The organism is Ensifer sp. ENS02 (assembly GCF_014851885.1).
Taxonomy (GTDB): domain Bacteria; phylum Pseudomonadota; class Alphaproteobacteria; order Rhizobiales; family Rhizobiaceae; genus Ensifer; species Ensifer adhaerens.
In genome coordinates this window covers 215,400-229,657 of sequence record NZ_JACVAO010000010.1, presented here as the reverse complement: position 1 = coordinate 229,657, position 14,258 = coordinate 215,400, and the positions used below count along the sequence as shown (strand labels likewise).

Sequence of the window (14,258 nt, the reverse complement as noted above, 5' to 3'; positions counted from 1 at the left end):
GACGCAATAGAAAAGGCAACGGCATTGCGGATCTTCACAGCGGCGCTTGCGACCGAGACCAATACCTTCTCCCCGATCTGCATCGACCGCCGGGCCTTCGAAGCCTCGCTCTACGCCCCGCCGGGAGAACACCCGGAGACACCGACGCTTTGCACGGCGCCGATCACCGTCGGCCGGCGCGTCTGCGTTGAGAAGGGCTGGGAACTGATCGAGGGAACCGCGACCTGGGCGGACCCGGCTGGCCTCGTCAACCGCGAGACCTATGAGGGCCTGCGCGACGAGATCCTCGGCCAGTTGCGCGCCGCCATGCCCGTCGATGCCGTGGTGCTCGGCCTGCACGGCGCCATGGTCGCCGACGGCTACGAAGATCCCGAAGGCGACCTGCTGACGCGCGTCCGTGCGATCGTCGGTCCCGATATCCTCGTCTGCGCCGAGCTTGATCCCCACAGCCACCTGACGGCCAACCGCGCCGCCGCATCGAACTTCTTCGTCTACTTCAAGGAATTCCCGCACACCGACTTCGTCGACCGCGCGGAGGACCTCTGGAAGATCGCTGTCGACACGCTCGAAGGCCGCATCACGCCCGTCATGTCGATCTTCGACTGTCGGATGATCGACGTCTACCCGACATCTCGCGATCCGATGCGCTCCTTCGTCGACAAGCTGATGCGGATCGAGAAGGAAGACGCAGACGTGCTTTCGCTCTCCGTGATCCACGGCTTCATGGCCGGCGACGTCCCGGAAATGGGAACGAAGCTGCTCGCCGTCACCGACGGCAAGCCGGAGAAAGGCGCGAGCCTCGCACGGGAATTGGGTCTGGAACTCTTCTCCCACCGCGGCACCTTCATCATGCCGCAGATCGACGAGAGGCAGGCGGTCGATGAGGCACTCGCAGCAACCAAAGGTCCCGTCGTCATCGCCGATGTCTGGGACAACCCGGGCGGTGGTACGGCCGGCGACGCGACAGTTCTGCTCGAAGAACTGCTGGCTCGCGGCGCAACCGACGTTGCGGTCGGCACGATCTGGGACCCGATGGCGGTGCAGATCTGCATGGCGGCCGGCGAAGGCGCCGACATCCCCTTGCGCTTCGGCGCCAAGTCGGCGCCGGGAACCGGCAATCCGGTCGATGGCACGGTCAAGGTGGTCAAGCTGGTGCGCGACGCCGAGATGCGCTTCGGCGAGAGCTTCGCCCCCTTCGGCGATGCGGCCCACATTCGCTTCAAAGGCATCGACATCATCCTCAACTCGACCCGCGCGCAGAGCTTCGATCCAAGCCTGTTTTCGGTGATGGGCATCGACCCGACAAGCAAGAAGATCCTGGTCATCAAGTCGACCAACCACTTCTACGCCTCGTTCTCCAAGATCGCGTCCGAAATCCTCTATTGTTCGGCCGGCACGCCTTACCCGAACAATCCCGCCAAGACCGACTACAAGCGCGCGCCGAAGAACATCTGGCCGAAGGTCGACAACCCGCACGGAACCGAGAAGGGCGCGGCCTGAGGTTTGCGGCACCGTCGCCGGGCGCAACCGACCCTTCAGCGATCGGCAGCCTCGCGAGCCATCTTGATGTATAGCGCGACTTGTTTCTCATCTATATCCGCCGGGCCCAGGAGCTTGATGTGGCGGCGAAGCTTGCCTGAACCCTCCAGGACGGCATGTGGATCGGGCAAAGCGGCGCCCCGGCTAAACTCCAGCGTCACGTGTTGGGCGTAGGAAAAGACGCCGCAGAAGCTGTCCTTGGACGAAAACAGGATGCCGCCATACTTTACCTCTGACTGCAGGACCCGAGGCAAGCGCGATTTCCCGTAGTCGGGTGACGATCACGAACTGATCGCCGCGATGAAGCTCGATCTCCCGCAGAAGGGTCTGGATCCGGTCATCCATCATGCCGCACCCGAAGCGATGACAAACGGCTTGAACTCCGGCGCGGGTTCGCGATTCGAGTAGATATAGAGCAGGACACCGTTCGGATCCTTTACGGCGAAGCCACGATCTCCCCATGGGTGATCCTCGATCGGCAACGCCGGGGCAAGGCCTGCTGCCCTGATCCGGCTATACTCGCCGTCGACGTCTGCGACGCAGAAATTGTAGGTGAGGCCTTCGGTGTTGCACACAGGCTGCCCCTGTTGCGGTTCCATGAACTGGAGGGACAGGCCTTGGCCGAGTTCCAGGCTGATGTACCAGCTGCAGTCAAACGTCAGCCGTGCGGCGAAATATGTCTGATAGAAGTCTCGCGACGCGGCGATCTGGGTGGTCGTGATGCAGGGCGAGGCAGTGGTCGGGCGCACAGGTGGGCTCCTCCTGAGTCATGGCGTTCGTGGGTTGCGTGGTCGGGCCGGGCGGCTAGGCGGGCGTGCCGGAACAGAGTTCGACAAGGCAGCCGTTGAGATCGCGAACATAGCCGACCACTTGCCCCCACGGCTTTTCTTCCGGCGGCTTCACCGGCGATGCTCCGGCCGAAACAGCCTTTTCATAGGCCTCGTGCGGTGCAGAGCAGACCAGCGCGATTTCGAACCCGGCGGCAAGATCGCCTGCGGTTCGCGCGAACAGCAAGACCATTCAGCTCCGCCATGGTTTCGCTGGCAAAGGCCAGAGCCGTCACACCCGTCTCCATCTCCGCATAGAGGCTGCTTTCGTGTACGAACCTGCGCTTCAGACCAAAGGCAGCCTCATAAAACGAGACCGTTGCCGGCACATCGGGAACATAGAGGATTGTGTATCCGAAACGGACGGCCATGGTTCGTCTCCAAGGGTTACTCGCCGCCGAAGTCGGCAACGCGCTAAGCGCGCTACCCGAAGCAGCGCGAACGGTTACGGGCGATCATCATTCATTGCCAGGCTCTGATCTTGAACAATTCGGACATCAGTCCGAGATCGTCACCAGTGTGACTTCGGGCAAGCGCGCCGGCGAGAACCCGCCCAGGCGCCGGAAGACCCGGGTCATGTGGGATTGGTCGGCGAAACCGGCTTCGAACGCGGCATCCGCAGGACTGAGATGGTGATCCCGCAACAGCCGCAAGGCGCGATGGAACTGGATGATGGCGGCAAACGCCTTCGGCGTGAGCCCAGTTGCGCGAAGGAGAACGCGTCTGGCGGTGCGCTCGGAGACACCGTGCATCGCGGCAAGCTCGGCGATGCGCAGCCGCCCGCCCGAGGCGTGCAGCGCGCTTATGATGTTGCGGCCGAGCGGCGCCACTTCAAAGTCGCTCTCGGCATCACGCTTGCGGACAAACCGCACCAGGCGGCCGGCAAGCTCCTGCTGGTCCGATGCCGGCACGCAAAGGGCGGCCATGTCGGGCCATTGACCCAGAACCGCTGCGCCGATCAGGGCGTCACCGTGCAACCGGATCGGCTCCAGGCCCAGAATTCTCTGGAAATGGCCAGGTCGCAGGCGCACGCCGACGAAGGCGGCGCCGGGTTCCAGCGGAACATCGCAATAGCCCGTGGTTGGACCGGTCACGATCGGCGTCAGCTCGCGGAGTGGCAGGGAAATCGGAGGATGATGTCGCATCGCCCATCCGGCAGGACCCGGTAGCTGCCCTCGTTGCGACTGACAGACGCCCAGACGGCTTCGATCCCGGCATTGGCGTCGGCCAGATGGGGAAGTTCCGTATAGCGGCCAAGCGTCATGATGCTCTATCCAAGTGCGCTTGATCGCCTTTGAATAGAGGGCGTCGGCGACCGGCAATCCTTACAGGTAGAGCTGCCGGATATCCAGCCACAACGGCCAAACACTGGCCGCGCCCTGATTGGCCGCGACCATGATCCTGGCTTCGACGACGTCAGGCAGCCGCGGGGTCGAGCACGCCCATATCGATGTCGGTCAACTCGACGCGACGTTCGAGCGCGAGGCCAGCCTCGTCGAACAGGTGGCAATCGACTGCCTTGATGCCTGTCTGGATGGTCTCCTCCGGTCGCACAGCTGCTGTTCCCGGCAGCATGGCACAGAAGTTCTCGCCCTCACCACCGATAGCCGCATAGGCGACCGTATGGGCGCCGAGCCGTTCGATGACCGTTGGCGTCACCTTGAGGGTCAGGTCGCCGGACCCGAGCATGATATGCTCCGGCCGCACGCCAAGCGTCAGCGTGCGCCCGGCAAGGCCGCTTTGCGGGGTGACGGGGATGACCGCCGTCTGCCCCTTGTAATCGACCTCGACGCCGGCATCGCTGACGCCCTTGCAGGTGACCGGCAGGAAGTTCATCTTCGGGTTGCCGATGAAGCCGGCAACGAAGGTATTGGCCGGCTTGTGGTAGAGCTCGAGCGGCGCGCCGGTCTGGGCAATCTCACCGGCATTGAGAACGACGATCCGGTCCGCCATCGTCATCGCTTCGACCTGGTCGTGCGTGACGTAGATCATCGTTGCTTTCAGTTGCCGGTGCAGTTTCGCCAGTTCGATGCGCATGTCGGCCCGAAGGGCCGCATCGAGGTTTGAGAGCGGCTCGTCAAATAGGAAGATCTTCGGCTCGCGCACGATCGCCCGCCCGATCGCGACACGTTGGCGCTGGCCACCCGAAAGCATGCCCGGCTTCTGCTGCAGCCGCTGGTCCAGGTGCAGGATGCGCGCGGCATGCTCCACCTTGGCTTTCAATTTCTCCTCGGCCATCTTTTCCACGCGAAGCGGAAAGGCGATGTTCTCGAAGACCGACATGTGCGGATAGAGCGCGTAGGACTGGAAGACCATGGCGATCCCGCGCTTGACCGGCGGCAGATCGTTGACGCGCTTGTTCTCGATCAGGATGTCCCCCGAGCTGGTCTCGTCGAGACCAGCGATCATCCTGAGCAAGGTCGATTTGCCGCAACCGGAGGGCCCGACGAAAACGACGAACTCACCGTTCCTGACTTCGAGATCGATGCTTTTCAGCACCTCGAACGTCCCGTAGAATTTCTGAACCCGATTGAGATTGAGCTGTCCCAAGAAACTGTCTCCGGCCACCGGCGAGAAGCGGCTCATTTATAGCAGAGTTAGGTGGGGCCGCGAACCGATCTTGTCGGCGCGCGGCCCCGGTGGCCTTACTTGTACTCTTCGAGGCTGGAAGCCGCCTTCTTCAAGGCGTCGGCCGGCTCGGCCTTGCCGGTCACGACCGACTGAACCATCTCGATGATGACGTTCTGGAAGCCCTTGTAGTCGGTAAAGAGCGGCTCGGGACCACCATAGGTGATGCCGTCGATGAACGGCTTCCAATAGGGATCCTTCTTGACGAACTCATCGACCATCGGCGACGGACGCAGCGGCGTCAGGCCGGCGCCGCCCTGAAGCTCGTATTCGCCCTGCGGTCCTGGCGAGGTGATGAACTTGGCGAATTCGATCGCCTTCTCCTCAACGCCCGAGCCCTTGAAGATCGCCAGGCTGTCGGTGATGAGCAGCGTGCCCTCGCCCTTTGCTTCTGGGCCGAGCGGCAGCGGTGCTACGCCCCAGTTGACCTTGGTTTCCTTCAGGCGCGTTGCGGCACCCGAGCCCGCCTGGATCATGCCGACCTTGCCGTCAAGGAAGATGGCGCGGATTTCGTTCTGTTCGTAGGCGGTGGCGCCTTCAACAGAGAAAGGCGTGATGTCCTTGTAGGCCTGCAGCGCTGCGAGCACCTGCGGGCTGTCGATGACGATCTTGTCGCCGTCGATGACCTTGCCGTTGTTGGTGTACACCCAGTGCATGAACTGGTGCATGGTGTTGTCGAAGGTCTTGGCCGGCAGGCCGTAACCGGCAATGCCGGTCTTTTCCTTGATCGTCTTGGCGAATTCGATCTCTTCAGCCCAGGTTTTCGGCGGCGTTTCCGGATCGAGGCCGGCCTGCTTGAACAGGTCCTTGTTCCAGTAGAGCGCCTTGGTCGAGAAGGCGATCGGAACGCCCCACTGGTTGTCGTCGAAGGTCACGGTATCGACGATGTTGGGGTAGTAGGTCTTCTTTTCGTCGTCCGTCATCGGCACGGGAACGATAAGGTCGTTCTGTGCAAATTCCTTCAGCGTGCGCGACCCGACATAGGCCATGGCGACCGGTGTGCCGGCGGCGGCAAGGGTCGTTGCCTTGTCCTGGCACTGGGCCCAGCCGACGACTTCAGGCGTTACCTTCCAGCCCGGGTTCTTCTCTTCCCACTGCTTGATGTACTTCTGGTGGACCGCATCCATGGTGTCGCCGCAGTAGATCCAGCTGATCTCCTGGTCGGCCGCCTTGGCGGTCACGGCGCCCAGCGCGGTCGAGCCGAGCAGGGCAAGGGCGAGCACCCCCGTCTTGAATTGAATAGACACGTTTTTATGCTCCCGTTCTCTGGTGGTTGACTTAAGTCTTATTGTTTCACCGCGCCCGCGGTGAGCCCGCTGACGAGATAGCGTTGCAAGAGGAAGATCACGACGACGGCCGGCGCGATGCCGACGAAGCTTGCCGCCATCAGTTCGTTCCAGACCACCTCCTGGCGTCCGAAATAGGCAAACAGCCCGACGGGAAGCGGCATGTATTCGCTCTTGGAATTGAAGGTCAGCGCGTAGATGAACTGCTGGGCATAGGCACCGATGAAGGTGGTGATCGCCACCACGGTGATGCCGGGCATGGCGATCGGCAGGATCACCCGGCGCAGCGTATAGAAGTGGCTGGCGCCGTCGACGAAGGCGGCCTCGTCCAGTTCACGCGGGATGCGCATCATGTAGGTGCGCAACAGCCAGATCGCCGACGGGATCAGGAAGGCAACGCCCGGCACGATCATGGCCAGATAAGTGTTGAGGACGCCGAAGGTGCGCATCAGCCGGAAGAGCGGGATCAGCAGCACCGCGCCCGAAAACATGTTGACGGCAAGGAATGCCCCCAAAAGCACGCCGGCGCCACGGAAGTTGAAGCGGGCGAAGGCATAGGCAGCGGGTATGACCAGCACCAGCACGATGGCCGTGACGATGGTGGAGATGAAGAAGGAATTGAAGATGTAGCGGGCAAAGCCCGGCACGCTCTCCCACATCGTAAAGTAGGCGGCGAACGAGCCGTTTTCCGGCCAGAAGCGATAGGGTGACGAGAACAGCAGCCCGAGCGGCTTCAGCGACACCAGAAAGCCCTCGACGAAGGGCGCCAGGATAAAGCACAGGAACACGAAGATACCGGCATAGATTCCGACAAGCTCGTACCAGCGGTAGCGATTGATCAGGGCAGGCTGGCTCATTTCTGTTCCCCCTGAGAAAGGCGGCTCGTCACCCGGAAATAGGCAAAGCAGAAGATCGACAGGAAGATGCAGATCAGCACGGCGCGCGCTGCCCCTTCGCCATACTTCTTCGACCCGATCGCGGTGCGATAGGTGTCGATGATCATCGTCGTCGTCTCACCGTTGGGTCCACCCTGGGTGAGGATCCAGATGATATCGAACGAGTTGAAGGTCGCGATCAGCGACAGCATCGACATGGTGATCAGCGACGGCACGAGCAGAGGCAACGTGATGCGGCGGAAGCGATAGAAACGCCCTGCCCCATCGGTCCACGCGGCCTCATAGAGATCCTGCGGGATCGCCTGCATGGCTGCCAGCATATAGAGCGTCACTAGCGGCACGCCGATCCACACGTCCGTGATGATCGTCGCCCAGAAGGCAGTCTCTCCGCGGGCGAGGAAGGCGATCGGCCCGTTCGACAACCCCATGTTCTGCAGCACGCCGGAGATCATCCCGAACTGGCCGTTGTACATCCAGCCCCACATGAAGATGCCGATGGCCATCGGCACGATCCATGGCGGCATGGTGAGCAGGCGGAAAAGCGCCCGGCCGGGCACGGCCGCGTTCAGCATCGTTGCGCCGAAAACGCCGATGATCATCTTGATCGACACCGAAAAAAACGTCCAGATGAAGGTCCGGAAGATGACCTCGGCGAAGGTCTCGTTGAAGATCTTGTCATAGTTGGTCCAGCCGACCCAATTGGTCGTCTTCTTCAGCGACGCGTCCGTAAACGACAGGATGAAGGTGTCGACCAGCGGATAGGCGACGATCACCGTGACGTAAAGAACAGCAGGAAGAAGCAGGATCCAGGCGAAGATGACTGTGCTGCGTTGAACACTCATCCGTCGCCTCCCCTTACGCCGCGCGGGAATGCAGGGCTTCGTCGAAACGGTCCCATATGGGCCGGAGGTCTATGACGCTCTTCTTGCGCCGAGCCTCGTCCATGGAGAGCGCCAGAATGCCGGCTTCCAGCGCATCGCGCGTCGAAACCGGCAGAGGTCGGCCGTCGCGGACGTGGCCGATGATGTCGGTTGCCATCTGCTCGTCGGCACCATAGTGCTGCGACAGTTCGGTGGCCTTGTACTTGTTCTCGATGACCTTCTTGCCGGTCAGCATCTCGTGCACGTCGAAGTAACCGCGGATGAAATCGCCCTCGGCCATGCCGCGCGAGCCCATGATGCAGAAGCGGCGGAACTGATCCGGCACGTTGAGATTGGTGTGGAAGTTCATGCCGACGCCGTTGGCGTATTCGACGATCGCCACCTGGTAGTCGATGATGTCGCCGTCGCTGTCGAAGACCTTGTCGGACCCCATCCAGCCGCTCGGCTTGCGATGGAAGAGTTCGAGGTCGTTGATGCCTTCGCGGGCCGGGTCGTTGGCAGGGATGAAGCTCTTGCGGCCGCCGAAGCTTGCGACGCGTTCCGGCCGGGCTCCGACGACGCCATTGTAGAGGTCGAGGTCGTGGCAGCATTTCTCCAGCATAAAGCTGCCGGAATAGCGCTCGTAGCGGCGCCAGTCGCGCATGAAGAAGGCGCCATGGTAGGGCTCGATGTGCTCGGAAGCCTCGATCGAGACCACCTGCCCTAGCTTGCCTTCGGCAAGCGCCTGGCGGAGGTCGCGGTACATCGGCGCGTAGCGCAGCACGAGACCGACCATCAGCCGCTCATGGCCAAACTTCGCCATCAGCGCTGCGAGTTCCAGGCTTTCCTGGATCGTGGTGACGATCGGTTTTTCGCTGAAGACCTTCAGGCCGGCTTCAAGGCCGATCCGGATGTGGTCGAGGTGCATGTGGTTGGGCGAGCCGATCATCAGGAGATCGAGCTTCTCGTTGGCGATCAGTTCTTCGGGCGTCGCGTAGGCCTTGCCAGGCGAGATGCCTTTTTCGGTGAGCGTGGCCAGACCGGCCGGGTTCGGATCGACGTATCCGGCGATTTCGAAGCTCTCGTCCATGGCCTTGAAGACATAGCCGAGATAACCCAAACGGAATCCGAGTCCGATGATGCCAACTTTCATGCTCGTCCTGTTCCCCTGCCTTTTGGCGTAATTTATTTTCGCAGACTGGGACAGTTTTTTCAGGCCGTCAACTCAAATCCGCATATTTTGTAAAATTGTGAAATTCATTTTCATATCTCAGGCAAATGCCGACAAAGCAGGCATTCTACAGACAACCAAGAAGGGTGCACGCATCGCAACTCTACGGCAGGAGGAAAGCGGTCCAGACCACTGCACGTTGCGTGAGGGGTCGCTGATCCACTTAGCTCCTCCGTCGGAGACGATCGCGCAAGCGTAGCAGTGTCAGCAAGGTCCGCGCCAGAACGGGTGACGGGATCTTGGGATGATCGCCGACCGTCCCCTTGCGCGCTAACGGCGCCCGCGGATCGATCAGGAACGCGACGATCAGCGCGTTGCCGATGCCGACGAGGTCCAATGGTCCGTCCGACTGGTGGAGCCCCTGATCTCCCTCGTCAAACCGGACGCCCCCGACTTCCACCGAACCGGAGAACACATAGAAGTAAAGGTGCCTCCCCTCCTTCCGGGGAAACGCCACCTTTCCCGTCGCCTCGAGCCTGAGATCGAAGAAATCGATGGCGTTGCGGAAGTAGAATGGCGCTCCCTCCCCCTCGGCCCCAACGAGATGCCGCCAGCAATTGAGGGGCGCCGGCTCGATCGGACCGTACTGAATGTTTGGCGGGAGATCGACGCTATGGGGGCGCACGAGAATTTGCAGCATGCGCAGCGGAGGATCACCAGACAAGGTTTCCTCCGAATGCCAGAAGCTTTGCCCGGCGTTCATCACCATCAGATGCGCGCGATCGGTGACCAGTCTGCCGGTCGCCCGGTCGTCGTGGCGCATGACCCCTTCCGGCACCCATGACAGGATCTCGTCGTTCCTGTGCTCGTGCATGGCGACCAGCCTGCCAGGATCCAATATCGTTTCAGCGACCATCGCGAGCGGTCCGTAGCCATGATCGCGCGGCCATGGCAACAGCCAGCCGGGCATGTTGAGCCTGACCTTGAATCCACCCATGTCCCTGACAACAGGACTTTTGGCGCCGCGGTAGAGCATCGGCCATCCTAACACGGGTGACCGCAGTTTGCTGCGACAGCCGGCCGATTGCCCGGCCGCGCGTCGCCACCGCCTGCGCCTAGCGCCCCATCCGCGCAGCAAGCTTCCGCTCCGCCGCCTGCAACCCATCGTGCAAAAGCACCGCAAGCGTTGCGACGATCAGGCCGCCCTGGACGACGAAGGAAAGGTTGTTCGATTGCAGCCCGGCGATGATTACTTCGCCGAGTGTTTTTGCGGCGACCGTCGATCCGATCGTGGCGGTTGCCAGGCTGATGACGACCGAAAGCCGGATACCCGCCAGGATCACCGGCATCGCCAGCGGCAACTCCACCTTGAGAAGCCGCTGGCCGCTGGTCATGCCGGCGCCGCGCGCCGCCTCCATGACGGAGGAAGGCAAGGTCGTCAGCCCCGTCAGCGCATTCTCGAAAATCGGCAGCAGGCCATAGAGAAAAAGCGCGATCAGCGTCGGCTTTTCGCCGAAACCGAAGATCGGAACAGCGAGCGCAAGAACCGCGACGGGCGGAAAGGTCTGACCGATATTCACCAGGCTGCGCGACAGCGGCAGGAATTCTGCTCCGGACGTGCGCGTGACGAGAATGGCAAGCGCAAGCGCAACCAGCGCGGCCGCTGCCACCGCCAGCGCCACCGTGCGCAGATGCAAGAACGTCAGCTGCAGCAGGCTTCCCTGGTTGTAGATGACGGGGGCGTTGTCCTGCACCAGCGGCCGCAGCAGCGGCTCGAACCAATGGGGCTGCAGCAGGAACGCGACGAGAACCAGGAAAACCGCGATGCGAATGAGAGTGGCGAGCTTCGGCATCAGGCTGGACCGGCCGCGCGTTTGGCCAACCCCTCCAGGCTGACCCTGCCGATTACGGCGCCGTCGGGACCTGCCACCGGCAACGCATCTCGTCCGGACCAGAGGAGTTCGGCCAGGGCTTCCCTTTGGCTGGCATCGCTCGATATCGGCGCGCCTTCGGCGGCCCCGGGCTCAACCGCGCTCGAGACCGGCGCGATCGCGAGCAGGCGGTAGGGCCGTTCGCCCGCCCCGATCAGGCTTTCGACGAAGGGCGTGGCCGGTTTCAGCAGCATTTCGGCGGGGGTCGCGTACTGCACCACTTTGCCCTTGTCCATGACGGCAATGCGATCGGCGAGGTGAAAGGCCTCTTCCATATCGTGGGTGACGAGAATGATCGTCGTCTGGAAGTGTTTCTGGATGGCAAGCAGGTCGTCCTGCGCCTTGGCGCGGATGATCGGATCGAGCGCCCCGAAGGGCTCGTCCATCAAGAGCACCTTCGGCTCGGCGGCAAGCGCCCGGGCAACGCCCACACGCTGCTGCTGGCCGCCGGAAAGCTCGTGTGGGAAGCGTGGACCGAAATCGGCGGGATCGAGTTGGAAAAGGCGCAGGAGTTCTTCCACCTTCGCATCGATGCGCGCCCGTTCCCATCCGAGCAAGGTCGGCACGGTCGCGATGTTCTGGGCTACGGTGCGATGGGGAAACAGACCGTGCCCCTGGATTGCATAGCCGATCCGCCGGCGCAACTCATAACCGGGCAGCGAACGATTGTCCTCGCCATCGAGACGGATCGCGCCCGAGGTCGGCTCAACCAGCCGGTTGACCATGCGCAAGAGCGTGGTCTTGCCGGAGCCGGAGGTGCCGACGACGACGGTGACGGTGCGCGGCGCGATCGTCAGGCTGACGTCGTCGACAACGGTGCTTTCGCCATATCGCTTGGTGATGTTCTCGATCTCGATCATGCGGCCTCTGCCTGCCTGGTGTTGGGTGTGGCCATCTCGATCACCGCGTCGAGTACGATCGCCGCGGCGAACGCCAGCACGACCGTCGGGACGGCGCCGAGCAGCACGAGGTCCATCGCGGTCTGACCGACGCCCTGAAAGACGAAGACGCCGAAGCCGCCGCCGCCGATCAACGCGGCAATGGTCGCAAGGCCGATATTCTGGACGAGCACGATGCGGATGCCGGTGAGGATCACCGGGAAGGCCAGCGGAAATTCGATGCCGACCAGCCGCTGCCAATCGGTCATGCCGATGCCACGCGCGGCATCATTCGCGTCCCGCGGAACGCCTGCCAGACCGACGACGGTGTTGGCGACGACAGGCAGCAGCGAATAGAGAAAGAGCGCAACAAAGGCCGGGGCAACACCGATGCCACGAATGCCGATCGCAGCCGCACCCGGCACATGGAGGGCGATCCAGCCGAGCGGCGCGATGAGAATGCCGAAGAGCGCAATCGACGGGATCGTCTGGATCGCGTTCAGGACGCCGAGCAACCCATCGCGCAGCCGCGTGACGCGGTGGCAGAGGATGCCGAGCGGGATGCCGACGAGGGTCGCAGCCACGAGCGAACCGAGCGCCAGGGTCACATGCTTGCGGCCCTCCGCCCAAAACGTGTCCACCCGGCTTGCATATTCCTTGAGAATCGACAGGCCGTCCCAGGCGCCGGCAAGAAGGATGGCCGAAGCAAAGGCCAGCACGACGGCGAGAACGACGATGCGCACGAAGGGCGCCGGGCGCAGTCGCGTCAAGGCGTCGGCAGCGAGCAGCCCGAAGGCAAAGAGCATGATCCAGAAGCCCGAAGCCGGCGAGACGCGGGCATAGGTGTTGGCTTCGGGTGTCAGATGCGTGGCGGCAACGCCTATGCCGAGCGCCAGCGCGGCGAGCGCGACAAAGGCGGCAGCGAGACGCAGGTAAGCGGGCGATCGGACCAGCGCGACGATGACCGCGCAGACCACGATGCCCAACAGCACGGCACTCCACCCCGAAGGCAGGCCGTCGGCCACCGACTTGACCTCACCGGCGACGATACGGTTGGCACGAAACGTTGCAAAAGGCGCTATGAAGGCGCCGCCGAGCGCCAGGGCCGCAATGATCGCTCCGAGCTTGTCAAAGCGGAGTGCTTTCAAACCACATTCCCTCCCCGCCTGTGCCGGCGCATCTCCGGCACCTGCAGGCCTATCCCCGGAACGCCAGCCATCCGACCAGCGTCCCGGATCTCCGTCAACTTATTTCAGAAAGCCGTTCTTCTTCAGGAAGTCCTCGGCGACCGCCTTGGCCGGTTCGCCGCCGACCTGCACGCGACCGTTCAGGTCTTGCAGCGTCACCAGGTCCAGTTTCTCGAACACGGGCTTCAAGAGTTCCTCGATCTGCGGGTTTTCCTTGAGCACCGCTTCGCGAATGATCGGGGCCGGCTGATAGACGGGCTGGACGGCCTTGTCGTCTTCCAGGACCACGAGGCCGGACGGGGCGATGCCGCCGTCGGTGCCATAGACCATGGCTGCGTTCGCACCGTTGGTCTGGTTCGCCGCGGCCGCGATCGTTGCCGCGGTATCACCGCCGGAAAGCGTGATCAGTTGGTCCTGCTTCAAGGTGAAGCCGTAGGTGGTTTGGAACGCCGGCAGTGCGGCGGCGGAATTCACGAATTCCGACGACGCCGCAAGCACGACCTTGCCGCCGCCAGCGATGTACTTGCCGAAATCGCTCAGCGTCTTCAGCTTGTTTTCGTCAGCGACTTCCTTGCGCAGGCCGATCGCCCAGGTGTTGTTGGCCGGCGATGGCGTCAGCCAGACGATCTTGTTGGCATCGTAGTCTAGCTTCTTGGCCGTCTGGTAACCCTTGGCAGCATCCTTCCAGACCGGATCGTCGGCCTTTTCGAAGAAGAAGGCGGCATTACCCGTATATTCCGGATAGATGTCGATCTCGCCGGCGGTGATCGCCTTGCGTACGACCGGCGTCGCCCCAAGCTGGACGCGATCGACCGTCTTGATGTTGTTGGCGTTGAGCACGGCAAGGATGATGTTGCCGAGCACCCCGCCCTCCGTGTCGATCTTCGAGGATACGACCACATCGGCGCTCGCCGCGGCGGCAGTCAAGGTGAAGGCAAGGGCAGTTCCGATAAGCAGTCTGGTCAGGCGCATAGGTTTCTCCTCGGATTTCGATGCGCAAGTTTGATCACGGAACGTCCGCTCCGTCGGGGCAAGCCATTCCATATATGTCAGCC

General features: G+C 62.5%; 17 protein-coding genes. 1 reads left to right on the top strand and 16 read right to left on the bottom strand.

What is annotated here, in order from left to right; all coding sequences use genetic code 11:
- The first annotated feature begins 24 nt into the window (after nt 1-24).
- Entirely contained in the window at nt 25-1,500 is a 1,476-nt protein-coding gene (locus IB262_RS22570) for a M81 family metallopeptidase (RefSeq protein ID WP_034799551.1), read from the top strand.
- A 35-nt stretch (nt 1,501-1,535) separates the two neighbouring features.
- Here the strand turns inward: IB262_RS22570 and IB262_RS22565 are convergent, their stop codons facing one another.
- From IB262_RS22565 to IB262_RS22495, 16 genes are all read right to left on the bottom strand, one after another.
- Nucleotides 1,536-1,793, bottom strand: a complete 258-nt coding sequence (locus tag IB262_RS22565) for a DUF1801 domain-containing protein (RefSeq protein ID WP_192493795.1) — start codon at nt 1,791-1,793, stop codon at nt 1,536-1,538.
- A 90-nt stretch (nt 1,794-1,883) separates the two neighbouring features.
- Nucleotides 1,884-2,288 (bottom strand): VOC family protein, encoded by a 405-nt coding sequence (locus IB262_RS36715; RefSeq protein WP_060530306.1) that lies wholly within the window; start codon nt 2,286-2,288, stop codon nt 1,884-1,886.
- Nucleotides 2,289-2,343: 55 nt separating this feature from the next.
- Nucleotides 2,344-2,559, bottom strand: coding sequence for a VOC family protein (locus tag IB262_RS35995; RefSeq protein WP_246802687.1), 216 nt, complete (start codon nt 2,557-2,559; stop codon nt 2,344-2,346).
- The gene (locus IB262_RS36710) at nt 2,471-2,737 is read right to left on the bottom strand and encodes a VOC family protein (protein ID WP_348646925.1); all 267 of its coding nucleotides are present in this window, start codon (nt 2,735-2,737) and stop codon (nt 2,471-2,473) included. The genes IB262_RS35995 and IB262_RS36710 overlap by 89 nt, the downstream gene beginning before the upstream one ends.
- A gap of 126 nt (nt 2,738-2,863) precedes the next feature.
- Nucleotides 2,864-3,460 (bottom strand): helix-turn-helix transcriptional regulator, encoded by a 597-nt coding sequence (locus tag IB262_RS36705; RefSeq protein WP_192493794.1) that lies wholly within the window; start codon nt 3,458-3,460, stop codon nt 2,864-2,866.
- Nucleotides 3,461-3,468: 8 nt separating this feature from the next.
- Complete coding sequence (locus tag IB262_RS22545) at nt 3,469-3,630, bottom strand: hypothetical protein (protein WP_192493793.1); 162 nt, start codon at nt 3,628-3,630, stop codon at nt 3,469-3,471.
- Between the two features lie 152 nt (nt 3,631-3,782).
- Nucleotides 3,783-4,916 carry a sn-glycerol-3-phosphate ABC transporter ATP-binding protein UgpC gene (gene ugpC / locus IB262_RS22540; RefSeq protein WP_034799536.1) on the bottom strand — a complete coding sequence of 378 codons (1,134 nt, stop codon included), beginning with the start codon at nt 4,914-4,916 and terminating at the stop codon, nt 3,783-3,785.
- Nucleotides 4,917-5,011: 95 nt separating this feature from the next.
- The gene (locus tag IB262_RS22535) at nt 5,012-6,241 is read right to left on the bottom strand and encodes an ABC transporter substrate-binding protein (protein WP_034799533.1); all 1,230 of its coding nucleotides are present in this window, start codon (nt 6,239-6,241) and stop codon (nt 5,012-5,014) included.
- Between the two features lie 38 nt (nt 6,242-6,279).
- Nucleotides 6,280-7,137, bottom strand: a complete 858-nt coding sequence (locus tag IB262_RS22530) for a carbohydrate ABC transporter permease (protein ID WP_034799530.1) — start codon at nt 7,135-7,137, stop codon at nt 6,280-6,282.
- Entirely contained in the window at nt 7,134-8,018 is an 885-nt protein-coding gene (locus IB262_RS22525) for a sugar ABC transporter permease (RefSeq protein WP_034799524.1), read from the bottom strand. The genes IB262_RS22530 and IB262_RS22525 overlap by 4 nt, the downstream gene beginning before the upstream one ends.
- A gap of 13 nt (nt 8,019-8,031) precedes the next feature.
- Nucleotides 8,032-9,189: a Gfo/Idh/MocA family oxidoreductase gene (locus IB262_RS22520; RefSeq protein ID WP_034799520.1), complete on the bottom strand. Its 1,158-nt coding sequence runs from the start codon at nt 9,187-9,189 to the stop codon at nt 8,032-8,034.
- 241 nt (nt 9,190-9,430) lie between these two features.
- The gene (locus IB262_RS22515) at nt 9,431-10,243 is read right to left on the bottom strand and encodes a pirin family protein (RefSeq protein ID WP_192493792.1); all 813 of its coding nucleotides are present in this window, start codon (nt 10,241-10,243) and stop codon (nt 9,431-9,433) included.
- A gap of 79 nt (nt 10,244-10,322) precedes the next feature.
- Nucleotides 10,323-11,060: an ABC transporter permease gene (locus IB262_RS22510; RefSeq protein ID WP_060518250.1), complete on the bottom strand. Its 738-nt coding sequence runs from the start codon at nt 11,058-11,060 to the stop codon at nt 10,323-10,325.
- Nucleotides 11,060-11,998, bottom strand: coding sequence for an ABC transporter ATP-binding protein (locus tag IB262_RS22505; protein WP_034799514.1), 939 nt, complete (start codon nt 11,996-11,998; stop codon nt 11,060-11,062). Before IB262_RS22505 ends, IB262_RS22510 begins: the two co-directional genes overlap by 1 nt.
- On the bottom strand, nt 11,995-13,164 hold the full coding sequence (locus tag IB262_RS22500) for an ABC transporter permease (RefSeq protein WP_089043765.1): 1,170 nt from the start codon (nt 13,162-13,164) through the stop codon (nt 11,995-11,997). The genes IB262_RS22505 and IB262_RS22500 overlap by 4 nt, the downstream gene beginning before the upstream one ends.
- A 99-nt stretch (nt 13,165-13,263) precedes the next feature.
- Complete coding sequence (locus IB262_RS22495; RefSeq protein WP_089043764.1) at nt 13,264-14,175, bottom strand: ABC transporter substrate-binding protein; 912 nt, start codon at nt 14,173-14,175, stop codon at nt 13,264-13,266.
- Nucleotides 14,176-14,258 lie beyond the last annotated feature (83 nt).

Bases quoted from the DNA above. Each gene is read 5' to 3' on its own strand.
- IB262_RS22510 (WP_060518250.1), bottom strand. From the start codon at position 11,060: ATGCCGAAGCTCGCCACTCTCATTCGCATCGCGGTTTTCCTGGTTCTC.
- IB262_RS22515 (WP_192493792.1), bottom strand. From the start codon at position 10,243: ATGCTCTACCGCGGCGCCAAAAGTCCTGTTGTCAGGGACATGGGTGGA.
- IB262_RS22530 (WP_034799530.1), bottom strand. From the start codon at position 7,137: ATGAGCCAGCCTGCCCTGATCAATCGCTACCGCTGGTACGAGCTTGTC.
- IB262_RS36710 (WP_348646925.1), bottom strand. From the start codon at position 2,737: ATGGCCGTCCGTTTCGGATACACAATCCTCTATGTTCCCGATGTGCCG.
- IB262_RS22505 (WP_034799514.1), bottom strand. From the start codon at position 11,998: ATGATCGAGATCGAGAACATCACCAAGCGATATGGCGAAAGCACCGTT.
- IB262_RS22545 (WP_192493793.1), bottom strand. From the start codon at position 3,630: ATGACGCTTGGCCGCTATACGGAACTTCCCCATCTGGCCGACGCCAAT.
- IB262_RS35995 (WP_246802687.1), bottom strand. From the start codon at position 2,559: ATGGTCTTGCTGTTCGCGCGAACCGCAGGCGATCTTGCCGCCGGGTTC.
- IB262_RS22520 (WP_034799520.1), bottom strand. From the start codon at position 9,189: ATGAAAGTTGGCATCATCGGACTCGGATTCCGTTTGGGTTATCTCGGC.
- IB262_RS22495 (WP_089043764.1), bottom strand. From the start codon at position 14,175: ATGCGCCTGACCAGACTGCTTATCGGAACTGCCCTTGCCTTCACCTTG.
- IB262_RS22525 (WP_034799524.1), bottom strand. From the start codon at position 8,018: ATGAGTGTTCAACGCAGCACAGTCATCTTCGCCTGGATCCTGCTTCTT.